Annotated in this window: 16 protein-coding genes; 11 read left to right on the forward strand and 5 right to left on the reverse strand. The window is 61.0% G+C overall.

The window, feature by feature from the left end:
- Positions 1–20: 20 nt before the first annotated feature.
- A complete protein-coding gene (argE, locus tag BMZ23_RS02925) occupies positions 21–1,178 on the forward strand; it encodes an acetylornithine deacetylase (protein ID WP_093472482.1) in 1,158 nt (385 codons plus the stop codon).
- A gap of 12 nt (positions 1,179–1,190) precedes the next feature.
- On the opposite strand, the gene BMZ23_RS02930 is transcribed toward argE, so the two are convergent.
- Entirely contained in the window at positions 1,191–2,660 is a 1,470-nt protein-coding gene (locus BMZ23_RS02930; protein WP_093472485.1) for an AMP nucleosidase, read from the reverse strand.
- Positions 2,661–2,752: 92 nt separating this feature from the next.
- Between BMZ23_RS02930 and argA the strand changes: the two genes are divergently transcribed.
- Positions 2,753–4,042, forward strand: a complete 1,290-nt coding sequence (gene argA / locus BMZ23_RS02935; protein ID WP_093472488.1) for an amino-acid N-acetyltransferase — start codon at positions 2,753–2,755, stop codon at positions 4,040–4,042.
- 22 nt (positions 4,043–4,064) lie between these two features.
- Complete coding sequence (locus BMZ23_RS02940) at positions 4,065–4,370, forward strand: BON domain-containing protein (protein ID WP_093472491.1); 306 nt, start codon at positions 4,065–4,067, stop codon at positions 4,368–4,370.
- A gap of 9 nt (positions 4,371–4,379) precedes the next feature.
- Here BMZ23_RS02940 and BMZ23_RS02945 read toward each other — a convergent pair whose 3' ends face one another.
- Positions 4,380–6,149, reverse strand: coding sequence for a carboxylesterase family protein (locus BMZ23_RS02945; protein ID WP_177197206.1), 1,770 nt, complete (start codon positions 6,147–6,149; stop codon positions 4,380–4,382).
- Between the two features lie 112 nt (positions 6,150–6,261).
- On the opposite strand from BMZ23_RS02945, the gene BMZ23_RS02950 reads away from it, so the two are divergent.
- The 5 genes from BMZ23_RS02950 to BMZ23_RS02970 all read left to right on the forward strand — a co-directional run bounded on the left by BMZ23_RS02950 (position 6,262) and on the right by BMZ23_RS02970 (position 14,269).
- Positions 6,262–7,218 (forward strand): type IV toxin-antitoxin system AbiEi family antitoxin domain-containing protein, encoded by a 957-nt coding sequence (locus tag BMZ23_RS02950; protein ID WP_245748101.1) that lies wholly within the window; start codon positions 6,262–6,264, stop codon positions 7,216–7,218.
- Between the two features lie 92 nt (positions 7,219–7,310).
- On the forward strand, positions 7,311–8,771 hold the full coding sequence (locus tag BMZ23_RS02955) for a DUF3375 domain-containing protein (RefSeq protein WP_093472499.1): 1,461 nt from the start codon (positions 7,311–7,313) through the stop codon (positions 8,769–8,771).
- Positions 8,772–8,779: 8 nt separating this feature from the next.
- Positions 8,780–9,673, forward strand: a complete 894-nt coding sequence (locus tag BMZ23_RS02960) for a DUF4194 domain-containing protein (protein WP_093472502.1) — start codon at positions 8,780–8,782, stop codon at positions 9,671–9,673.
- Positions 9,670–13,050: an ATP-binding protein gene (locus BMZ23_RS02965; RefSeq protein ID WP_245748102.1), complete on the forward strand. Its 3,381-nt coding sequence runs from the start codon at positions 9,670–9,672 to the stop codon at positions 13,048–13,050. Before BMZ23_RS02960 ends, BMZ23_RS02965 begins: the two co-directional genes overlap by 4 nt.
- A complete protein-coding gene (locus BMZ23_RS02970; RefSeq protein ID WP_093472508.1) occupies positions 13,043–14,269 on the forward strand; it encodes a Wadjet anti-phage system protein JetD domain-containing protein in 1,227 nt (408 codons plus the stop codon). The genes BMZ23_RS02965 and BMZ23_RS02970 overlap by 8 nt, the downstream gene beginning before the upstream one ends.
- Here the strand turns inward: BMZ23_RS02970 and yghU are convergent.
- On the reverse strand, positions 14,264–15,106 hold the full coding sequence (yghU, locus tag BMZ23_RS02975; protein WP_093472511.1) for a glutathione-dependent disulfide-bond oxidoreductase: 843 nt from the start codon (positions 15,104–15,106) through the stop codon (positions 14,264–14,266). The two genes, BMZ23_RS02970 and yghU, sit on opposite strands and share 6 nt — an antisense overlap.
- 299 nt (positions 15,107–15,405) lie before the next feature.
- Here yghU and BMZ23_RS02980 point away from each other — a divergent pair, with 299 nt between their 5' ends.
- Positions 15,406–16,713 (forward strand): OprD family porin, encoded by a 1,308-nt coding sequence (locus tag BMZ23_RS02980; protein ID WP_093472515.1) that lies wholly within the window; start codon positions 15,406–15,408, stop codon positions 16,711–16,713.
- A 205-nt stretch (positions 16,714–16,918) separates the two neighbouring features.
- Here the strand turns inward: BMZ23_RS02980 and chrA are convergent, their stop codons facing one another.
- Positions 16,919–18,286: a chromate efflux transporter gene (chrA, locus tag BMZ23_RS02985; RefSeq protein WP_093472518.1), complete on the reverse strand. Its 1,368-nt coding sequence runs from the start codon at positions 18,284–18,286 to the stop codon at positions 16,919–16,921.
- Positions 18,286–19,074 (reverse strand): class II glutamine amidotransferase, encoded by a 789-nt coding sequence (locus BMZ23_RS02990; RefSeq protein WP_093472521.1) that lies wholly within the window; start codon positions 19,072–19,074, stop codon positions 18,286–18,288. Before BMZ23_RS02990 ends, chrA begins: the two co-directional genes overlap by 1 nt.
- Before the next feature lie 190 nt (positions 19,075–19,264).
- On the opposite strand from BMZ23_RS02990, the gene ilvD reads away from it, so the two are divergent.
- Both ilvD and BMZ23_RS03000 read left to right on the forward strand, forming a co-directional pair.
- Positions 19,265–21,103: a dihydroxy-acid dehydratase gene (gene ilvD / locus BMZ23_RS02995; protein ID WP_093472524.1), complete on the forward strand. Its 1,839-nt coding sequence runs from the start codon at positions 19,265–19,267 to the stop codon at positions 21,101–21,103.
- Between the two features lie 218 nt (positions 21,104–21,321).
- On the forward strand, positions 21,322–22,746 hold the full coding sequence (locus BMZ23_RS03000) for an SrfA family protein (RefSeq protein WP_093472527.1): 1,425 nt from the start codon (positions 21,322–21,324) through the stop codon (positions 22,744–22,746).
- Positions 22,747–22,748: the final 2 nt, after the last annotated feature.

The following is a 22,748-nucleotide window of genomic DNA, read 5'->3' on the forward strand; positions in this document are numbered from 1 at the left end:
TGCGCCCCAAGGTACCCGTGATGCCGTTACCCAGTCTCAAGCAGCAATTTGCTGCCCTGCTCGCCTCCCCCTCGATCAGTTGCACCCAGCCGGAGCTGGATCAATCCAATCTCGGCGTGATTCACCTGCTGGCCGACTGGCTGAATGAACTGGGCTTTGCCTGCCAGATCCAGCCGATTGACGGCTATCCGGGCAAGGCCAACCTGATCGCCACCCTCGGCAGCGGCCCCGGCGGCCTGGTGCTGGCCGGCCACACCGATACGGTGCCGTGCAACCCGGATCGCTGGCAGTCCGACCCGTTCAGCCTGCGTGAGGCCGACAACCGCTGGTACGGCCTGGGCAGTTGCGACATGAAGGGCTTCTTTCCGCTGATCATCGAGGCGGTCCGCCACTACCGTGCCAGCGACTTCCGCCGGCCACTGATCGTACTGGCCACCGCCGACGAGGAAAGCTCGATGAGCGGCGCCCGTGCGCTGGTCGCCGACAGCCTGCACGCAGCGCGCCACGCAGTGATTGGTGAGCCGACCGGACTCAAGCCGATCCGCCTGCACAAGGGCATTCTGATGGAGCGCATCGACATCATTGGCCAGGCCGGGCACTCCTCCGACCCAAGCCTCGGGCACAATGCGCTGGAGGCCATGCATGCGGTGATCAGCGACCTGCTGACCCTGCGCGCCGGCTGGCAGAAACAGTGGCACAACCCGCTGTTCAGCGTGCCGGTACCGACCATGAACCTTGGCTGCATCCACGGCGGCGACAACCCCAACCGCATCTGCGCGCGCTGTGCGCTGGAGTTTGACATCCGGCCACTGCCGGGAATGGACCCGGAGCAGCTGCGCAGCGACATCCGCAGCCACCTCAGCCAGCTGGCCGCCGAACTGCAGGTGCAGATCGACTACCAGCCGCTGTTCCCCGGTGTACCGCCGATGGATACCGCCGCCGATGCCGAACTGGTGCGCCTGTGCGAACAACTCACCGGCTACAGCGCCGGCGCCGTGGCCTTCGCCACCGAAGGTCCGTTCCTCAACCAGCTCGGCATGCAGACCCTGATCCTCGGCCCCGGCGACATCGCCCAGGCCCACCAGCCCGACGAGTACCTGGGACTGGAACGGATTGATCCGATGCTGGCGATATTGCGCGGGCTGATCGAGCGGTTCTGTTTGCGGGTGGCGGACTGACGCCGGTTCAGCTTAGCGAAACGGCGGCTCATCAAAGCTGCGCAGCTTGCGTGAATGCAGCGCGTTGACCTGGCTACGCAGCAGGTCGAGGGCGGCCAGACCGATCTGCAGGTGCTGGCTGACTGCGCGCTGGTAGAAGGCGCCGGCGGCGCCGGGCAGCTTGATTTCACTGTGCAGCGGCTTGTCGGAGACGCACAGCAGGGTGCCGTAGGGCACCCGCAGCCGGTAGCCCTGGGCGGCGATGGTGCCACTTTCCATATCCACCGCGATGGCCCGCGCCTGATTGATCAGCGGGCGTTCCTGGGCCCAGCGCAACTCCCAGTTGCGGTCGTCATAGGTCAGCACGGTGCCGGTGCGCAGGCGGCGCTTGAGGGCATCGCCGTGCTCGCCGGTGACCTGCGCGGCGGCCATCTGCAGCGCCTGCTGCACCTCAGCCAGCGCCGGCAGCGGGATATGTGGCGGCAGGATGCGATCAAGGATACCGTCACGCCGCAGGTAGGCATGCGCCAGCACATAGTCACCAATGGTCTGCGACTGACGCAGCCCGCCACAGTGACCGATCATCAGCCAGCAGTGCGGACGCAGCACCGCCAGGTGGTCGGTGATGTTCTTGGCATTCGACGGGCCGACACCGATGTTGATCAGGCTGATGCCGTCACCATCCGCCGCCAGCAGGTGGTAGGCCGGCATCTGGAAGCGGTGCCAGGCGACGCTGTCAACCACCGCCTGCATGTCGTCCTCGGACATGCCGCGCTCGATCAGCACATTTCCGGGCAGCACCAGCGCCTCGAAGCGCGACTCGCCAAGCAGCATGTCCATGCCATGGCGCACGAACTGGTCGACGTAACGGTGGTAGTTGGTCAGCAGTATCCATGGCTGCACCTGCTGCCAGTCGCTGCCGGTGTAGTGCACCAGCCGGCGCAGCGAGAAATCCACCCGCGCCGCATCGAACAGCGCCAGCGGCAGTGGCCCCGGCGCATTCCAGTCATGCAGCCCGTCGACCACGCTGTCGCCGATCAGGTCCAGATCGGTACCGGGGAATACCCGCGCCAGCTCGCCGGCGGTGATGCCGGAGCGCGCCAGTTCATCGTGCGCCAGCACATAGGGATAGGGAATTGGCTGGTCGCTCAGCCCCACTTCCAGACGCACATCGAAGTCCTGCAGCAGCGGCTCCAGCTGCTGCAGCAGATAGCTGCAAAAGGCCTGCGGGTGGGTGATGCTGACCTGATACACCCCCGGCATCTGCACCCGGGCAAAGGCGCGCACAGTGACCGGCGGCTCCTGGCTGGCCGTGTAATGCAGGCGCAGTGCCGGGTAGCAGAAGGACGCCAGCTGCTCAGCCGAAGGGTGCACGCGCTGTTGCAGATAGTCGTGCAGCGCCTGCCCGAGGGCGCGCACCGCTTCCTTGTAGAGGCCGGCCAATCGATCCACCGCCTCCTGTGCAGTAGCCACGGAAACAAAACCATTGTGCTGATCGGACATACCTGCGCCTCCCTTGTGATGCTGTTCCCATCATACACTTGATGGCGACGCCGCAATCTTCCTACACTGGCGTTTTCCAGGGAACGCTGCCCATGCACGACTACGTCAACTGGTTCCGCCACTCCACGCCCTATATCAACACCCACCGCGACTGCACCTTTGTCGTGCTGTTGCCGGGCGAGGCACTGGAACATGCCAACTTCAACAACATCATCCACGACATCATGCTGCTCAACAGCCTGGGCGTGCGACTGGTGCTGGTGCATGGCTCACGTCCGCAAATAGAGGAACGCCTGAATGCGCGAGGGGTTGCCTCGCGTTATCACAATGACCTGCGTGTCACCGACCTGGACACCCTCGGCTGCGTAATGGATGCCGTCGGTAGCCTGCGCATCGCTATCGAGGCCCGCCTGTGCACCGCACCCTCCGGGCAGCGTTCGCGGCTGCGTGTAGTCAGTGGCAACTTCGTCACCGCCAAGCCGATTGGCGTGCTGGATGGCGTGGACTTCCACCATACCGGTGAGGTGCGGCGTATCGACCGCAAGGCGATCAGCCAGCATCTGGACCAGCAATCCATTGTGCTGCTGTCGTCGATCGGCTACTCACCAACCGGGGAAGTGTTCAATCTGGCCTGCGAGGATGTGGCTACCAGCGCTGCGGCTGCCCTGGACGCCGACAAGCTGATCCTTCTCGGCCCGCAGACCGGCATCTTCGACAGCGAGGGACGGCTGCAGCGTGAGCTCAAGCCCTCGCGCGCCGGCACGCTGCTGCAACAGCTCGGCAACAGCCTGCCCGGCAGCCTGCTTCGCGCCGCCTGCAAGGCCTGCGAGGCCGGAGTGCGGCGCAGCCATATCGTCAGCTTTGCCGACGACGGCGCGGTACTCACCGAGCTGTTTACCCGCGACGGCGGTGGCACCATGGTCAGTCAGGAGGCCTTTGAACAGATTCGCCCGGCCGGGATTGATGATGTTGCCGGCCTGCTGGAGCTGCTGCGCCCGCTGGAGGAAGCCGGCATTCTGGTGCGCCGCTCGCGTGAGCTGCTGGAAACCGAGATCACCCAGTTCACCCTGATCGAGCGCGACGGCATGATCATCGGCTGCGCGGCACTCTACCCGCTGGAGGATTCCAGCGCCGGCGAGCTGGCCTGTGTGGCGATTGATCCGGACTACCGTCACGGCCAGCGTGGCGACCAGCTGCTGCAGCACATCGAACAGCAGGCCCGCGAGCTGGGGCTGAACACCCTGTTCGTGCTCACTACCCGTACCGCCCACTGGTTCCGCGAACGCGGTTTCGAACCCAGTTCTGTAGAGCGGCTGCCGGCCAAGCGTGCATCACTCTACAACTTCCAGCGCAACTCCAAGGTGTTCGAAAAGGCGCTGTAATTCCACCCACAAGGAGAGTCCCATGGCATTGCTGAGACCACTGACACTGCTGTTGCTGCTGATCAGCCTGTTCGGCTGCTCGGTCACCTCCGGCCAGAAAACCGCCGGGGAGTTTCTCGACGACAGCGTGATTACCACCCGGGTGAAGACCGCACTGGTGGCCGACAAGGAAGTCCGCGCCGGGGAAATCAGCGTGGAAACCTACAAGGGCGTGGTGCAGCTGAGCGGCTTTGTCAGCTCCCGCGCCTCCGCCGAACGGGCTGTGCGCATTGCCCGCGAGGTGCCTGGGGTGCGCGGGGTCAACAACGACATGCGCCTGCGCCAGTAGCCTGCTGGCTCAGCCCGGCGGCTGACGCAGGGCTCGGCGCATGCTGGAAGCCGAGGAGAAACCTGACAGCTCGGCGATATCCTCGGCACTCAGGCTGGATGCCTGCAGGTGATGATTGGCAAAGGCCACCCGCACCTCGTGCAGAATCTGCCGGAAACTCGAGTGCTCCTGCGCCAGCCGCCGTGACAAGGCACGCGGCGCCAGACGCAGCCCCGCCGCACAGCCGGCCAGAGTCAGTGGCTGACTGGATGGCGTCTGCAAGGACAGCATGCCGCCCGCACTGTCACCATAGTCAACCCAGCTGAAACCATCAAAGGATGGATTGCCGGTGCGGGCAAAGCTGGTCCAGGCCCGGGTCATGGTCTGCGCCAGTTCGACCTGTTCCGGCGTCGCTCCGCGCGAGGCAAACAGTTCATCCGAGCCGAACAGATACTGAATCTCTGCGGCATGGGTTGCACCCAGGGTTAACCAGCTGGGTACCGTCAGTCCCGGCGACAGTGCCTCCCGATCAGCAAATTCATAAACGAACAGCGGACGGGTGCCGTTGGCTGCCAGGCGTTCGGCCTGCAGGCTGGCATTGCAGGCGAACACACCGTCGGTACCAAAAGCCGTCACCACCGCAGCGTAATCATTGCCATAGGCCGCCGGCGGATAGAAAGGCGCCAGTCCCGTTACGGCGGTAGCACCAAAGGTACCGGCCAGGATGCTCTGGTAGTTGTCAGCTGTTATCGGATTGGCTTCACCACGGCTGGCCAGAAAATAGCTCCACTCATCGGTATTGGTACCCATCAGCACCGGCACATCATTGAAGCTGCCACTGGCCAGGCTGGCACCCACCGAGGTCGGCAGTATGTCCGGGCGCAGAGTCGGCGTAATGCTGCCTGCCGGTTGTGCCATGATCTCCGCGACACTGCGGCTGCGCATACAGGCGATCTGTTCGGCAGGAGTTTCAGCCGCACACCCCAGCGCACCGGCAAAGGACGTCCCGACAGTTTCTGCAGTCGCCATGGCCGTCTGGGTCTGGCTATAGGAGCCACTCTGCACTATGGCCTTGTGGAACAGCCCGGCAGACGCCGGCGATACCAGATGCGCCAGCACGCTCAGACCACCGGCGGATTCCCCAAACAGCGTGACATTAGCGGGATCACCACCAAACTCGCTGATATTGTCACGCACCCAGCGCAACGCCTGCTGCTGATCCATGATGCCGTAACTACCGGAGGCGCCCTGCTCGGCAGTCAGCCCCGGGTGGGCAGTAAAGCCCAGCTTGCCCAGACGATAGTTGACAGTCACCACCACCACATCCTCGCCGACCAGACGCGGCGGCTGGTAGGTACCGGCCCCGGAACCGAAAATAAAGGCGCCACCATGCATCCACACCATCACAGGATGCGGACCGGGGCTGCTCGGGGTGAACACATTGAGGAACAGGCAGTCCTCGGCGGCATCGGTGGTCAGCCCGGTCTGCGGGCAGTCGCTGCCGTAGTTTTCAGCCAAGCGAATGCCAGTCCAGCTGTCCGCTTCCTGTGGCGCAGCAAAACGCAACGCGCCGACCGGCGGCTTGGCGTAGGGAATACCGAGGAACTGCAGATAATCGGCCTGTTCGCTACCGCGCACCTGACCCTGCGCGGTGGTACGAATCAACGGATTTTGCGGAACCTCGACCTTGCTGGATGAACCGCCGGAGCCCGACAGGCAACCGGTCAGCGTCAAGGACAGGCCCAGGGTCAGGGCAAGCACACCAGGTGCCGTGCGCAGGGATGAATAGGAGATGGACACAGCTGGCTTCCTCTTTGTTGTCATTATCTGGCGGCGCCTTCCAGACGCAGCTCAAGCGGAAGCATAATGCTAGGGATGCCGGCGAAGACTGGATACGACCTGACATACCGATTTGGCCGGCAAATGGCATCTGGCGTGCCAGCTCACCCGTTTGGGTGTCTTACCACACCCATTGCAATCAGTATCGGCAACCTCCCCCGTAAACACATGGTTGCTGTTACTTCATAAAGTCTATATTTTACTCACCATGAGTGAGCATAATTCAAGAAAATTAAACCGTTTATTGGCAAGCCTGGGGGATTCGACCCTGGTCACCAGCCGCTGGCTGCGTCAGCACGGTTATGCCAGCAATCTGGTTGCCCGTTACGTGGCAAGCGGTTGGCTGACCTCACCCGCCCGAGGTGTGTATTTGCGCGCTGGCGGCCATGTGACATGGCCGGCGGTAATACGTGCGTTGCAAGACGGCGAGCGCTTGGCGATGCATGTTGGCGGACGCTTTGCGCTGGCCTGGCATGGCCATGAACATTACCTGCGACTTGGCTCTGCCCCCACTGTCACCCTATACGGCTCTGACTCCCTCCCCGGCTGGGTAAGCAAGCTACCGCTCGGGGAGCGTTTCATTGGCTGCGGCAAGGGGCCATTTGCCTTTCCCGTTGAGTGTCACCGCGATGAGGACAAGGAGGGCTCGCTGAGAGATAGCGGGCTTGAACGTCTCTCACACGAGAGTGCGGCCAATGGCTTAGTTTTCGCCACACCAGAGCGGGCGATGCTGGAACTGTGCGACGCGCCGGTGAGTGCGGCTCTGATCTATGAAGTAGATGCTCTCATGCAGGGCATGGCCAATCTGCGTCCTAAACGCCTTGAGTATTTGCTGCAGCATTGCACCAGTATCAAAGCCAAGCGTATTTTTCTGGCGCTAGCAGAGCGGCACGCTCACGACTGGCTGTCGCATATCTCACTGGAAGGGGTCAACCTTGGTCGCGGCAAGCGCGGCCTGATACCGGGTGGTCGTTTACACCCTACCTATCAGATAACCTTGCCGGTGGATCTGGATGAGCAACTGGGATAAGCGCAACCCGAGATGTCAGCAACTTGATGAAGCAGTGGAGCGGACTCTGTCTTTTTGAAATCCGCCGATAACAGCACTACAAGGAGAGACCGTTGAGCTTTCAAGGCCTGCAAGCCACCTTCCGCCGTCTCCATGCCGACAGTGCCGCTTGGAAACTGTTGCGGGCGGACAACGCCCCCTACATTCTGGCCTTTATCGCCGATGTGTTTGCCGACGAGGGCGAAGTGCCGTTCAGCCGTGCCCGCGTGCGGCTGGATGCGGAAATCGAGCGCTTGCGCGAGCTGGGTATCTGGGAAACCGAGACCATGGCTGGTACCTATCTGAACCAGTGGATCGGTGCCGGCTGGCTGCGCGAGCTGGACGACAAGCTGAGCAAGACCGATGCCTGCGAGCGTGCATTGCGTTTCTGTCGCGCACTGGATGAGCACACCACCGGCACCACGGCGTCACACCTGCGCATCGTGCAGGAAGCCGTGCGTGATCTGGCCGTGGCCATCAGCCCGAATGTGGATGAGCGCGTCACCCTGCTGGAATACCGCAAGGCCGAGCTGCAGCGCGAGATTGACGAGCTCAAGGCCGGGGTAGTCAGGGAACTGGGGGAGCAGCAGCAACGCGAGCGCATCCGCGAGATCTATCAGCTTGCCTCGGTGCTGACTGGTGACTTTCGACGGGTGGAAGATGAAATCCGCCAACTGGACAAGGACCTGCGCGTGCAGCTGATTGAAGGGGGCACAACCCGTGGGGATGTGCTGTTGTCGGTGATGGAGCGCGAGGCGATTCTGGCTTCAACCGATGCGGGCAGCGCCTTTGAAGGCTTCTTTCAACTGCTCTGTGACCAGAACCGCTATACCGAACTGAGCGACCAGTTGCGTAGCATCCTCAGTCGTCCTATCGCCCAGCAACTGACCCCCGCTCAGCATCAGTTTCTGGCGCAATTGATGCGCGAATTGAGTCGTGAAAGCGAGCGTGTGTTCCAGGTTCGGCGTCGCACTGAAGAGGGCCTGCGCGCCTATATCGAAAGCGGCGCGGCAAACGAGAATCGTGCGGTGGATCAGTTACTGGCCAAGCTGGAAAAGGTCGCGGTCGCCCTGCGTGACGGGGGTTGCGACCTGCGGGCAGAAACCAGTCTGGATTTGCCGGTCGGGCCGCTGGAACTGGCCTCCCCGGAGAGCATGCGTCTGAAAAGCCCGGATGAAAAACTGGATACCCGCGGGGTGCAGGTTCAGGAAAACGCACGTGAACCCAGCGAGCAGATATTGCAGAGTCTGGAGTCGGTCAGGGTCCGGGAGGTGGCACACAGGTCCTACGTGACCTTGTGCAGCAATGGCCCGTTGACTATTGCCGGACTGTTGCAGGCGCACCCGGTGCAGGCAGGACTGGAAGAACTGGTGGCCTATGTGCGCGTGGCGAAAGCGGTGAAAGCGACACAGCTGGAGCATACCGAGCAGGTGAGCATTGCCGACAAAGGCGGTGTGCAGCTGCAAGCCACGGTGCCTGCCCTGCTGTTGAGCGCCGAGCTGTTTCCAGACAATCTTGATGAGTTGGTACTTTAGGAGCTGACATGACCGAGAATAAAGACGATCAGGCTGGGCGGGATCTCGGGTCTGGCAGCTTCTTCGATATGGTCCGCGGCAGCGATGCAGCAGAAGGAGAACAGGTGCAGAGCGTTGCATCGGGCGCGCCCGAAGATGCCATGACCGAGCTGGCTGAAGAGCCGCAGAGCGCAACGGACAGCGAAGCCGATGCAGGCGCCGAGATGCCCCATGAGGCCCGTCGGGTGCTGGTCTATCTGATGCGCCAGGGCGCCATTATCGCCACGCAGAAACCCAAACTGTATCAGTCCCTGGGTCGCTACCAAACCCAGGTGCGACGGCATCTGGCCGAAGTCTATCTGCGGCTGGTACTGGATGAAAAAGCTGGTATTGCCTTTGTTGGTCGCTATGAGCAAGAGGACGCCGCGACCACCGAGACCGACACAGAAACATCAACAGAGGGCGATGACGACTTTGTTTCGCTGATCTCCAAGCGCACCCTGTCCCTGTACGACACCCTGTTGCTGCTAGTGCTGCGGCGCCATTATCAGGAGCGGGAATCGGCCGGGGAGCAAAAGGTAACTGTGGATGTGGAGAAACTGGAATCCTATCTGACGCCCTTTTTGCCACTGACCAACCACGCCAAGGCCGACCGCAAAAAGCTCAATGCTGCCATTCAGCGGCTGATCAGCAAGAAGCTGCTGTCAGCGATACGTGGTTCGGATGACCGCTATGAAATCACCCCGATTATTCGCTATGTGGTGGATGCGGCCTTCCTGGAATCCATGCTGGAGGATTATCTGCGTTTGGCCCACGAAGAGCAGATTCCGGTTGAATCCCGGCTGTTGGAGAAGGTACCCGAGGCAGCGCCAGAGAAAATCCGTGGCAACGACCAGGGCGACTTGCTCGGAGGTAACCCATGATGGCGGGCAGCCAAGCGTTCGCGGACACTCTGTTCCAGCAGGGACAGATTCGTCTGGCGGAGCTCACAGTATTCAACTGGGGTTCTTTCGATGGCTTGCATTCGGCCAGTATCGATCCCTTTGGCACCCTGATAACCGGTGATAACGGCGCGGGCAAGTCGACCTATATTGACGGGCTGATGGCGCTATTGCTGCCTGCGGGCAAGGCCACGTTCAACGTTGCTGCGGCACAGGGCGACCGGGCTGACCGCTCCTTGCTGTCGTATATGCGCGGCAGTTTTGGCTCCTCCCATGATGGCTCGGGCACCCGGGTCAAAAGCAAGCGTGAAAAAGCAGTTGTTACCGGGTTGAGTGCGTTGTACCGGGCTGATGATGGTTCCGAAATCACCCTGGCGGCGCTGTTCTGGACCACTCAGGCATCCAATGCCCTGAGCGATGTAAGCCGTATTTATGTGGTCGCCAAGCGCAATTTACCGCTCAAGCAAATGCTCGATGCCTTTGGTGAGGGTAACGCCAGAAGCCTGAAACAGTGGCTGCGCGATGATCCGCGGATTACCTGTTGCGATGACAATTTCAGTGATTATCAGGAGCTGTATCGCACGCTCTTGCATATGGACAACCGTAACGCCCCTGCTCTGCTATCCCGGGCGCTGGGCCTGAAGAAAATTGACGACCTGACCAAACTGATTCGTGAGCTGGTGCTGGAACCGAGTTCGGTGAAGGAGGATGTGAAAAAGGTAGTGGACGAGTTTGCCGATCTGGTGGCCATCCATGACCGGCTGAGCGATGCCCGGGCCCAGGTGCAGCACCTGCAGCGCCTGCCCGGTCTTGCCGCAGACATTCAGGCGGCCAGCGACGCGTTGCACAGCCTGCAACTGGAAAAAGACCATCTGAGCGTTTACTTCGCGGAGGTTCAGGCGGGCCTGCGGGCTGCGCGGATCAAACAGATCAAGAGCGACCTGGACAAGCTCGAACTGCAGCTCAAGGATCTCCAGCGCAAGGTGGCGGATAGTGCTGAACTGGTCGAACGTCGCCACGAAGAGTACCTGCAACAGGGCGGCAATCAGGTCGAGTCGCTGAAAAAGGACATTGCCCATGCTGCTGACAAGCTGAAAGAGCTGGTGCGCAAGTCTTCGAGCTATCAGCAGGATGTGCGTTCGCTGGGGCTGGCAGAAACACTGCAAGAAAGCGTTTTTCTGGATAACCAACGTGCTGCGCAGGCGTCCTTGCAGGATATCGAGCAAAACAAGGAAGACAGCCAAAACCGCTTTGGTGAAATCAGCGGCCGTTGGAGCCAATCAAAACAGGATCTCGCTGAGATCATCGGGCAGATCAAGGAGATTGATGCCCGGCCAAACTCCAACATTGACCCGGCCTACCAGCGCTTGCGTGACGAGCTGGTTGAGGCGCTGGCTCTGCCGCCCGAGCAGGTGATGTTTATTGGTGAGCTGCTGGATGTGAAGGACGATGAAAAGCCTTGGCAAGGCGCCATTGAGCGTGCCCTGGGCGGTCATCGCACCACCTTGCTGGTACCTGCCGATGGATATTCGATGGTGACGCGCTGGCTGAATGCCCGTCATACCGGGCTGCATGTACGGGTGCAGGTTGTCCGCAACGCACAGGATAAAACGGCTCCCCCAGAGTTCCTTGCCAATGGCTTTTTGCGCAAACTGGTCTGGCGTCAGCACGCCTGGCGGGACTGGCTCAAACAGCATTTGAGTCGTTTTGATCTGCAGTGTGTTGATGGCACCGACATGCTGGATGCAACGCCCTTTTCCATGACCCGTGAAGGCCTGGTGCATCTGGAGAATGGACGCTTCGAGAAGAAGGACCAGACCCGCATTGAGGATCGTCAGCGCTGGTGCCTGGGCTTTTCCAATACTACCCGGCTGGCGCTGTTGAATTCAGAAAAGGCCGCGTTGGAGAGCCGAATTGAAGAGCAATGGCGCGAGGTCAACAGCGCTCGTCAGGCCATGGAAGAGGTGACTACCCGCAAGGCTGTGCTGGAGCGTGTTGCTGCCTGCCGCTGGGAGGATATCGATGCGCCCTATTGGCAAGCCAGGCATGATTCACTGAAGGCTGACTTGCTGCAACTTGAGTCTTCAGAGGGTGATCTTGCGTTGGCGAGGGAGCGCTGGAATCAGGCCAAGCAGGCGCTTGAGGCCTTGCGTAACGAGCAGGGTCAATTGCAGAAAGATCAGGGCGCTTTACAGAACCAGCTGAATATCGAGCAGAAGGCCTACACTGCCGCTGCAACGCTTGCGCAGCAGGGGCTTAGCGATGAGTGCCGGACTTTATTGGCCCAGCGTGTCGGCAGCATCAGCCTGGATAACGCCGAGCACCAGGCGCAGGTAGCCAGGGAACTGGATGAGCTGATTGGCAAGCAGCAGTCACGCAAAGGCACGGCGGAAAACATCGCCAATGGCATCATGGGCTCGTTCCGCGGCAGGGATCAGTGGCTGCCCATAGTCGTCGATTGGCCCGTGGGGCTGGCGGCGCTGGAGGATTTTCTGGCGCACCTGCAAGCGCTGGAGCAAGAGGGCTTGCCTGCGCTGGTTGAGCAATTTCGCGAGCGTTTGAACAAGCATGCGACGCAGTCGCTGGCGCGGATCAAGACCAAGCTGGACGCCGAGCGCGATGATATTCTTGAACGTATCGAGACGATCAACACTGTGCTATGCCGAACCGAGTTCAAGATCGGCAGTCATCTCAAACTGGGTTCCCGGCGGGAAAACTATCCGCATGTGCAGGACTTCGAACGCAAGCTGCGCGCGGTGCTGAGTCAGGTCACCAGTGATGATCATGAGCGGCGATTCCAGACCCTCTCAGAGGTGGTGGCGATACTCGACAAGGCCAGCGCCTCCGGCACATCCAGTACGATGGAAAGTATGCGCTTGCTCGACCCGCGCTATCAGATGACCTTCTATGCCGAAGAGGTCGATTCCAGCACCCTTGAGGTGCGGGACGTATTGAACTCCTCCAGCGGCAAATCCGGCGGCGAAAAGGAGTCTTTCGCAGGCATGGTGGTGGCGGCAAGTCTGGCCTATGTGCTGACCCCAGATGGCTATGACCGACCGGTGTACTGCACGGTGTTTCTGGATGAGGCTTTTTCCAATACCGCCGAATCGGTCAGCCGTCGGGTGTTGCGGGTATTCCGGGAGCTGCATATCCACGTCAACCTGATCACCCCCTACAAAAACCTCAATCTGGCCAGAGAGTCGGCCCGCTCCCTGCTGATTGCCGAGCGCAACCCGGATACCCACGAAAGCCATCTGTGCGAGCTGACCTGGGAGGAAATCGACCAGCAACGCAAGGCCGACCGGCAGGCTTCGGTAAGGCGCGAAGCGGCCGAGCTGGGCGTACAGCTCAATGATTGATCCAGGTTGGGGGCTGTTGCCTGACGCGGCGTTGCAGCAACTCAGGGCCAGGGAGTGGAGCAATCGCAAGCGCCTGAAACAGCGCCTGAAAGGCATGGAACTGCCGAACATGGAGGTCAAACTCAAACCGCCGCAAGGCTCCAGCGCGCTGAGTGATCTCGGGCATTTTCAGCGTTTTGTCGATGCCTGGCGGGATTTCCCCCATGCTACCTGTGTGCGCTGGAAAACGATTAGTTACCGCAACCTTGCTTCACAACAGCTGCCGGCAAGTCTGATGGTGGCTGACGTCGCCACCTTGGCCAAGCTACTCGGAGAAACCGAGCAGCTAACACTTCAGCTCTGGCAGGCACGCATCAGCCAAATCCTGGCCGAGCCTTTTGCCCAGGGCTCAGTGTTGCAGCGTGAATTGTTCAATCTGCTAATCGATTATCTGGAAGAGCTTGAGCGCTATACCGATCTGGATATGGAGCTGTTAATCAGCCTGATACCCCAGCTGCGCCCTGGCATGGGTGGTGACGGGTTCCTGCGAGCGTTACCAGTACGCCATGTGGATACCAAGTTTATCGAGCAGAATTACGCACTGATCGAACAGATTACGGATCTGTTGCATGACGGCGAGGTGCTGGCATCAGGTGGCTTGCTGGCCTGGCTGGACTGCCAGGCGAACCCAAGGGGTTGGCTATGGGTTCGGCCACTCTGCGAGCACTGCCGACAGGCCTTGGGCGGATTACCGTTGCTGCAGTTGGCGACGGATACCCTGCTGGGTTTTGAGCTCCCGGCGCGCCATGTGCTGGTTGTTGAAAATGTACAGTCAGGTCTGGCCCTGCCGCCGCTGAAAGACACTATCGCCGTGTTTGGTGGCGGCAAGAATCTTTCCTGGCTGGACGCAGAGTGGCTCGAACAAAAGCGCGTTGGCTATTGGGGGGATATCGATTCCGAGGGGTTGTGCATGTTGGCTGACGCCAGACGCAAGCTGCCTTCGATTGATGCATTGCTGATGGACGAGCAGACCCTGGTGCAATACCAGGAGCGCATGGTAGATGAACCCCTGTCGGTTCTGACTGAGCCGGTCGGGCTCAATGTGGAAGAGCTTCGACTATTTCGTAACTTGCGTAGCGGGCGCTTTGGAAAGGGCAGACTGGAACAGGAGCGCATTGCCCCTGACCATATTCTTGAAGCCCTGAACCTGTGGCTCAGCCAGCAGGTGCCCAGGTCATGATTTAAAATCATCCGCCGAATGCCGCTCCGGCAACTGTTCATGGGCCTCGCCCCAGTTGCGGTTGACCATCCGTCCGCGCTGCACGGCCGGACGCTGCGCCAGTTCCTCGACCCAGCGCAGCACATGGGTGTAGCTCTGCGCATTGAGAAACTCGGCCGCGCCATATACCTGATTGGTCACCACCCCGCCATACCAGGGCCAGATCGCCATATCGGCAATCGTGTAACTGTCACCGGCCACATAGCGATGCTCCGCCAGCTGCCGGTCCAGCACATCCAGCTGGCGCTTGACCTCCATGGTGTAGCGGTTGATCGGATACTCGAGCTTCTCCGGCGCATAGGCGTAGAAGTGGCCAAAGCCGCCACCCAGGAAAGGCGCGCTGCCCATCTGCCAGAACAGCCAGTTCAGGCACTCGGTGCGACCACGCCAATCCTCCGGGATAAAGGCAGCGAACTTGTCGGCCAGGTACAGCAGGATCGAGCCGGACTCGAACACCCGCAGCGGCGGGTCCATGCTCTGGTCCAGCAGTGCCGGGATCTTCGAGTTGGGATTGATCCCGACAAACCCGGAGCCAAACTGCTCACCGGCACGGATGCTGACCAGCCAGGCATCATACTCCGCGCCACTGATACCCAGCGCCAGCAGCTCCTCCAGCAGGATGGTGACCTTGACCCCGTTGGGCGTGGCCAGTGAATACAGCTGCAGCGGGTGCTGACCACGGGGCAATTCCCGCTCATAGGTAGCACCGGCAATCGGGCGGTTGATATTGGCGAATTCACCGCCATTGGCGCTGTCCCAGGTCCAGACCCTGGGCGGGGTGTAATGATCCTGACTCATGAATTCCTCGCTGGAGATATTGTGAGGCTAACACCCTAGCTGCTCAGGGGGCGTTATTGCCAGCGCTTGCTGCGAGGTCTGGGGGTGGCTCGGCAGCCGCAGGGCAATGCAGGACGTACCCAAGACACAAAAAATCGCTAAATAGAATATAAAAATATCCTTTTATTCTTTTTAAATAAAAAATGTTTCAGCTATGTTACTTCCGTCAACCCAGCGTTGATGCCGGTCATACCTGCCACTCGACCACGAAGCGCAACTGCGACCGCTCCCGCACACAACACCTTATTTTGGAGCACCAAATGAAAAACACCCTGCTTGCCGGCGCCGTGGCGTCTGCACTGACCACCCTGTCCATTCCGGCATTGGCCGGCAACGGCTTTATCAGCGACAGCAAGGCCAATCTGGCCCTGCGCAATTTCTATATCAACCAGGACAACCGCAGCGGCAGCGCCGCACCGTCGAAAAGCGAAGAATGGGGACAGGGCTTTCTGCTCGACCTGCGCTCCGGCTATACCCCCGGCACAGTGGGTTTCGGACTGGATGCGACTGGCCAGCTCGGTATTCGCCTTGATTCGGGCGGTCGTACCGACAAGCCCGGCCGCGACCGCAACCCTGGCGCCGTGTTTCCGCTCGACAGCGACAACAGCGCGGTCAGCGAATTCGGCCGGCTGGATCTGACCGCCAAGGCACGCCTCTCCGATACCGAGTTGCGCGCCGGCGCTCTGCTGCCGAAACTGCCGGTACTGACCTACAACGATGGCCGGCTGCTGCCGCAGACCTTTCGCGGCGTGCAACTGGTGTCGAATGACATCGAGCGTCTGACCCTGCACCTGGGCCAGATCGAACGGGCCAGCGGGCGAGCCTCCAGTGACTACGAGAACCTGCGAATTGCCGGTGGCACAGAGCGGGTCAATCAGTTCCGCTATGCCGGTGGCGACTACCGGCTGAGCGACAATCTGACCACCAGCTATTATTTTGCCGAACTGCAGGACTACTACCGCCAGCACTACCTCGGCGCGGTGCACAGCACCACACTGGGTGGCGGCAAGCTCAGCACCGACCTGCGCTACTTTGACAGCAATGCCCACGGCGCCAACCGGCGCAACCAGGCGGGCTACGGCGCCAGCGGCTTCAACAACAACGGCGAAGTCGACAACCGTGCGGCCAGCCTGCTGTTTAGCTACAGCCAGAGTGGCCACAGTGCCGGATTTGGTTACCAGCACCTGAGCGGCGACAGCCACTTCCCGTTCGTCAACAACGGAGATGGCGCCACCGCCTACCTGATCACCGACTCGCAGATCGGCAAGTTCCAGCGTGCCGGCGAGCGAACCTGGCTGGCGCGCTATGCCTACGATTTTGCCCAGGCAGGCATCCCCGGACTGCGCGCCAATGCCACCTACCTGCGCGGCAGCAACGTCAACACCAACGTCTCAGGTGCGGACAACGAGTGGGAACGCGACCTGCGTATCGACTACAGCATCCAGAGCGGCCCGCTGAAAAACCTTGGCTTGTCCGTGCGCCATGCCAGCCTGCGCAGCAATGTGGTAGGTCAGCGTGATCAGGACGAAGTGCGCGCCATCATCAGTTACAACCTGGTGCTGCTGTAACCCGGCCAATGGGTCAGGGCCTGGTAGACACGGACAGGTTCAATCGGCAGAGGTGGGAATACCTCAATAAAGGCTTTCTCGGTCCGCCTGCACCAGGGCAGCGACATGCCGACTTTCATGAATATGCCTGAGCTGCAGATAGCCCGCACAGCCGGAGGCAACCTCCGGCCAATTTAGCGTAACTATCGGGCGCGCCAGTCGCGCCCTAGAGAACCAGTGTAGTAAACCCCAACCCCAGCAGTGCAGACACGGCCAGCACCTTCAAAATACTGATATTGAAACGCCAGAGCGCGATAAAGGCCGCCAGCGCCAACAACCCGGAAAACCATTCGAACCCGCCGACAAAAGGCTGTTCGGCACTGGCTTGAGGCCACAGCACATGCCAGCCAAAAAACAACGCCAGGTTGAGAATCACCCCCACCACTGCTGCCGTAATGGCTGACAACGGCGCCGTGAACTTGAGGTCACCATGGGTGGACTCCACCAGCGGCCCACTAGCCAGAATGAACACGAACGAAGGCAGAAAGGTGAAGAATGTGGCTACGCTGGCAGCCACCAGGCCAGCCAGAAACAAATGATCGCTGCCAAACAGCTCGAAGGTCCAGCCACCAACAAAGCCGACAAAGGCAACGACCATAATCAGGGGGCCTGGGGTGCTCTCACCCAGTGCCAGACCATCGACCATTTGCGGGCCGGTCAGCCAGCCATAGGATTCAACCCCGCCCTGGTAGACGTAGGGCAACACTGCATAGGCGCCGCCAAAGGTCACCAGCGCGGCCTTGGAGAAAAACACCGCCATGTCGGTCAGGGTACCGGCTGGCAGCAGCAGGATCACCAGAGCCCAGAGGGCCAGTGCACTGCCCAGCAGTTTGAACAGGTGCCGATAGCTGTGGCGGGTATGCGCCAGTGGCGGCGTATCATCATCAATCACCGCCGAGCCAAAATGCTTATCTGTCGCGCCATGCCCGCCGCCTGGCTGAAAATACCCCGGCAGCCACTTGCCACCCAGCGCACCGAGCAGCGCTGCGCCAACCACGATCAAGGGGAAAGGCACGCGGAAAAAGAATATGGCAATAAAGGCCGCACCTGCGAGCAACCACATCAGATGATTCTTCAGCGCGCGGCTGCCAATACGCCAGGCCGCAAACAGCACAATCGCCACTACCGCCGGTTTTATGCCGGCAAAAATGCCTTGTACCAGCGTCATGTCGCCAAAGGCCAGATAGACCCAGGTCAGAGCAGCCAATATAAACAGGGAAGGCAATACAAAGAGCACCCCGGCGACTATGCCGCCCCAGGTACGATGCAGTAGCCAGCCCAGATAGATGGCCAACTGCTGGGCCTCCGGGCCGGGCAGCAGCATGCAGAAATTGAGCGCATGCAAAAAACGCCGCTCGGATATCCAGCGCCGCTTCTCCACCAGATCCTGATGCATGATTGCGATCTGCCCGGCCGGACCACCAAAACTGATAAAACCCAGTTTCAGCCAGTACCAGAAGGCTTCACGAAAGCCGGGATGAGCGGGACGCCCATCATTTGAATTGCCGGTTTGCAAGGCAAGCTCCTTGTCCATCATTTTCTGAAATCACTGAGGTATCCACGCGCCAGCGTCTCGCCGCCCTGCCACAGGCGCCACTCACCCGGCTGATACAGCGTCCACTGCTCGTTGCTGGTCAAGGGTTCAGTGGCAATCACACTGACGATATCGTTGGCCGTGGTGTGTTCGCCAAAATCCACCACCAGCTCCAGATCACTCAGTTGCGCGGCACCAAAGGGCGCCCGCCGGGTAATCCAGGCCAGCTTGCTGGTACACAGGGTGAACAGCCAGTTGCCATTGCTCAGCAGCAGGTTGCAGACACCCAGTCTGGCGTAGTCGGCACAGGCGCTGGTGATCGCCTGCACGAGTGTCGCTTGGGCTGGCATCTGGCTGAACTGGCTGCGCAGGCGGTTGAGCAGATCGCAGAACAACGCTTCGCTGTCGGTGTCGCCAACGGCCTGGAACGGGCCGGACCGGGCAACGAAACCCTCGAGTTGGCCATTGTGGGCAAAGCTCCAGTACTGCCCCCACAGCTCACGGGTAAACGGATGGGTATTGGCCAGGCTGACTCGCCCGACATTGGCCTGGCGAATGTGGCAGATGACATTCTCGGACTTGATCGGATAGCTTTCGATCAGCCTGGCAATCGCCGAGCTGTGGCAGGGCGCCGGATCATGAAAACAGCGAACACCCCGCCCCTCATAAAACACCACCCCCCAACCGTCGCAATGCGGCCCGGTGCGACCACCGCGCTGCATCAGCCCGGAAAAGCTGAAGCAGATATCGGTGGGCACATTGGCACTCATGCCCAGCAGCTCGCACATAGGCGTCCCCCTGTCATATGGCAAAGCCGCAGTATGCACAGGGTGACGCAGCGCTGCACGCCGGCTTCAACCTCTTTGTATTTTTTATATTTCCCAAAGATATATAAGGCGTCTTACCCATGGCTGCTGCACCCGGCAGCCCGAATTGGTATGCTTTCCAGCCAGCAAAACCCACCACGAGAATGCCGTCATGCCCGATTACCGCTCGAAAACCTCCACCTTCGGCCGCAACATGGCCGGCGCCCGCGCGCTGTGGCGTGCCACCGGGATGAAGGACGAGGACTTCAAGAAGCCGATCATCGCCATCGCCAACTCCTTCACCCAGTTCGTGCCCGGTCACGTGCACCTGAAGGATCTCGGCCAGTTGGTGGCGCGGGAAATCGAGAAGGCCGGTGGCGTGGCCAAGGAATTCAATACCATCGCGGTGGATGACGGTATCGCCATGGGCCATGACGGCATGCTCTATTCGCTGCCCAGCCGCGAGATCATCGCCGACTCGGTGGAGTACATGGTCAACGCCCACTGCGCCGACGCCATTGTCTGCATCAGCAACTGCGACAAGATCACCCCCGGCATGCTGATGGCCGCGCTGCGCCTGAACATCCCGGTAGTGTTCGTCTCCGGCGGCCCGATGGAAGCCGGCAAGACCAAGCTGGCCAGTCACGGCCTGGATCTGGTCGATGCCATGGTCGTTGCGGCCGATGACACAGTGTCGGATGAAACGGTGGCCGAGTACGAGCGCAGCGCCTGCCCGACCTGTGGCAGCTGCTCCGGCATGTTTACTGCAAACTCGATGAACTGCCTGACCGAGGCGCTGGGCCTGTCGCTGCCGGGCAACGGCTCGACGCTGGCCACCCACAGTGACCGCGAGCAGCTGTTCCTGCGCGCCGGCCGGCTGATCGTCGACCTGTGCCGGCAGTACTACAACGAAGGCAACGAGAATGTGCTGCCGCGCAATATCGCCAGTTTCAAGGCCTTTGAAAACGCCATGACCCTGGATATCGCCATGGGCGGCTCGACCAATACCATCCTGCACCTGCTGGCCGCCGCGCAGGAGGCCGAACTGGCCTTTGACCTGCGCGATATCGACCGGCTGTCGCGCAAGGTGCCGCAGCTGTGCAAGGTGGCACCGAACATCCAGAAGTACCATATGGAAGACGTGCACCGCGCCGGCGGCATCTTCTCAATCCTCGGCGAACTGGCGCGTGGCGGCCTGCTGCACACCGACGTGCCGACCGTGCACAGTCCGAGCATGGCCGACGGCATCGCCCAGTGGGACATTACCCAGACCAACGATGAAGCCGTGCATACCTTCTTCAAGGCCGGCCCGGCCGGCATCCCGACCCAGACTGCCTTCAGCCAGAGCACCCGCTGGGACAGCCTGGATGATGACCGCCAGCACGGCTGCATCCGCTCGGTCGAGCACGCCTACTCGCAGGAAGGTGGTCTGGCGGTGCTCTACGGCAATATCGCACTGGACGGCTGCGTGGTGAAAACCGCCGGGGTGGATGAGTCCATCCACGTGTTCGAAGGCCGGGCGAAGATCTATGAAAGCCAGGACAGCGCGGTAAAAGGCATTCTGGCCGACGAGGTCACCGCCGGCGACATCGTGATCATCCGTTATGAAGGCCCGAAGGGCGGCCCGGGCATGCAGGAAATGCTCTATCCGACCTCGTACCTCAAGTCCAAGGGACTGGGCAAGGACTGCGCGCTGCTGACTGACGGGCGCTTCTCCGGCGGCACCTCGGGCCTGTCGATCGGTCATGTATCGCCGGAGGCTGCTGCCGGTGGTGCCATCGGCCTGGTGCGCGACGGCGACAAGGTACTGATCGACATCCCCAACCGCAGCATCAACCTGCTGGTCAGCGACGCCGAACTGGCCGAGCGCCGCGCCGAGCAGGATGCCAAGGGCTGGAAGCCGGTTGAAGTCCGTCCACGCAAGGTCAGCACCGCACTGAAGGCCTACGCCCTGCTGGCTACCAGTGCCGACAAGGGTGCCGTGCGCGACAAGGCATTGCTCGACGGCTGAACAGCCTGACTCCCCTGGGCAGCGCCAACTGCCCAGGGTTCCTACCTGCTGTAATAGCTGGAATCCGCTAGCCAGACAGGCCGCAAGTAATCCACCGGAACCTTCGAATAAGAAGGATGGCGGATTGACGCCATAGTTCCTTCGCTTTAATGTTGCCCCTGCGGCGCACTAAAAGTTGTCAGCCTGCAACAAGGACTTGAATCAATTGAGGGATAGGCATGCTCGGCACTTTACTCCGCAACGGCAGCAGCGACGAATTCATTGCGCTAGGCGAAACCGGTCAACCGGTTTACAAGGCGGCTCTGCAGATCATTGCCGCACTGTCACGCAAGCAGCCGGAACTGGCACACTTTCTGGCAGTCCCGAAAAGTAACGATCAGGGCACCCGCATCGACTGGTACAGTCCGCTACCTGGCGATGTGATCCCCTGGGCCTCGGCAACCGAGGACGAACGGGGCAGCGCCACCAGCGCATTGCAATCATTCAAGCAGTCGCTGGCCAGCCTCAGTCAGTCACTGATCAGCCAGGGCGGCAAAAGCGGCCAGGGCGACCAGGTGATCTTTGGCAAGTTGCTGGGGCTGGTGGCGCACTGTCCGGATGCAAACTTCATCTATCTGGTCAGTACCGAGAGCACCTCTGGCCTGCCACATCTGCAACCGGTACTGAGCTTCTGGGGCTTTGTTCACAGCGAACCTGAGCGTCTGCTCGACCCGCTGTATTTCCTCGCGCCGCGCCAGGCATTCAGTAGCCCCCCTGCCAGCCCGGTGACCGCTAATGCACCGGCCAGCCTGGGCTCGCAGGCCACGGCGACGGTCCAGACCGACCTGGCGGTGATCCCGGTTACGCCCTGGTGGCGACGCTTGTGGTGGTTGCTGCTGCCGCTGCTACTGCTGTTGTTACTGCTGCTGATGTTCGGCCCCTTGCGTGGTTGCCTGCCGTCTGCCACGCCCGGTTTCGGCATCCCCGGTGTCAGCACCAAGATGACCACCCTGCCATCCGTGGATGTCCACGCCAATCCGGGCACTGGCATGGCCTCCGGGCCAGCCCGACCAACGACGTTGGCACAGCTCCCGGCAGCCGACGTCGCCGCAGGCGGTTCAGCAGCCCCTGCTGCTGAACCGCCTGCGGCAACAGAGCCCCCGGCGAACGAGCCGCAGAACGCCTCTGACATCGAAGCGGAAGCACCCACAGAAGCAGCGGAAACCAATGCTGCGCCACCGCAGCAACCGCCTGCGCCAACGGAGCCCCCGCAGCCGATGGATCCGCCCGCCCCGCCTCTGAGCATCCCGGCGGATGCGGCACAGGGACCGGCCGATTTTCTCAACGGCAGCTATCGCGCCGGCGCCGGCATCCAGGACCGTCGCACCGGCAAGCCCCTGCGTCTGGAGTACCAATTCCAGGATGGCCGCGGCAACGTAACCGTTCAGCGTCCGGATGGCGTGAATTGCAGCGGCGCCGTGGCTGCCAGCATGCAAGGCGCGCAGTTGGCGATCCGCAGCGAGGCACAGGCCGCCTGCGCCGACGGCAGCCGCTATGAAATGCCCGACATCAGCTGCACGCCGGGCACCCAGAACATAGCCGACTGCACCGGCAGTTACGGCTCCGAAAACTTCCCCATGTCCATGCGGCAAGTAGGCGAATAAGG

This window comes from Halopseudomonas yangmingensis, assembly GCF_900114825.1.
Classification (GTDB): Bacteria; Pseudomonadota; Gammaproteobacteria; order Pseudomonadales; family Pseudomonadaceae; genus Halopseudomonas; species Halopseudomonas yangmingensis.

Bases quoted from the DNA above. Each gene is read 5' to 3' on its own strand.
- argE (WP_093472482.1), top strand. From the start codon at position 21: ATGCCGTTACCCAGTCTCAAGCAGCAATTTGCTGCCCTGCTCGCCTCC.
- BMZ23_RS02930 (WP_093472485.1), bottom strand. From the start codon at position 2,660: ATGTCCGATCAGCACAATGGTTTTGTTTCCGTGGCTACTGCACAGGAG.
- argA (WP_093472488.1), top strand. From the start codon at position 2,753: ATGCACGACTACGTCAACTGGTTCCGCCACTCCACGCCCTATATCAAC.
- BMZ23_RS02940 (WP_093472491.1), top strand. From the start codon at position 4,065: ATGGCATTGCTGAGACCACTGACACTGCTGTTGCTGCTGATCAGCCTG.
- BMZ23_RS02960 (WP_093472502.1), top strand. From the start codon at position 8,780: ATGACCGAGAATAAAGACGATCAGGCTGGGCGGGATCTCGGGTCTGGC.
- BMZ23_RS02965 (WP_245748102.1), top strand. From the start codon at position 9,670: ATGATGGCGGGCAGCCAAGCGTTCGCGGACACTCTGTTCCAGCAGGGA.
- BMZ23_RS02970 (WP_093472508.1), top strand. From the start codon at position 13,043: ATGATTGATCCAGGTTGGGGGCTGTTGCCTGACGCGGCGTTGCAGCAA.
- yghU (WP_093472511.1), bottom strand. From the start codon at position 15,106: ATGAGTCAGGATCATTACACCCCGCCCAGGGTCTGGACCTGGGACAGC.
- BMZ23_RS02980 (WP_093472515.1), top strand. From the start codon at position 15,406: ATGAAAAACACCCTGCTTGCCGGCGCCGTGGCGTCTGCACTGACCACC.
- chrA (WP_093472518.1), bottom strand. From the start codon at position 18,286: ATGGACAAGGAGCTTGCCTTGCAAACCGGCAATTCAAATGATGGGCGT.
- BMZ23_RS02990 (WP_093472521.1), bottom strand. From the start codon at position 19,074: ATGTGCGAGCTGCTGGGCATGAGTGCCAATGTGCCCACCGATATCTGC.
- ilvD (WP_093472524.1), top strand. From the start codon at position 19,265: ATGCCCGATTACCGCTCGAAAACCTCCACCTTCGGCCGCAACATGGCC.
- BMZ23_RS03000 (WP_093472527.1), top strand. From the start codon at position 21,322: ATGCTCGGCACTTTACTCCGCAACGGCAGCAGCGACGAATTCATTGCG.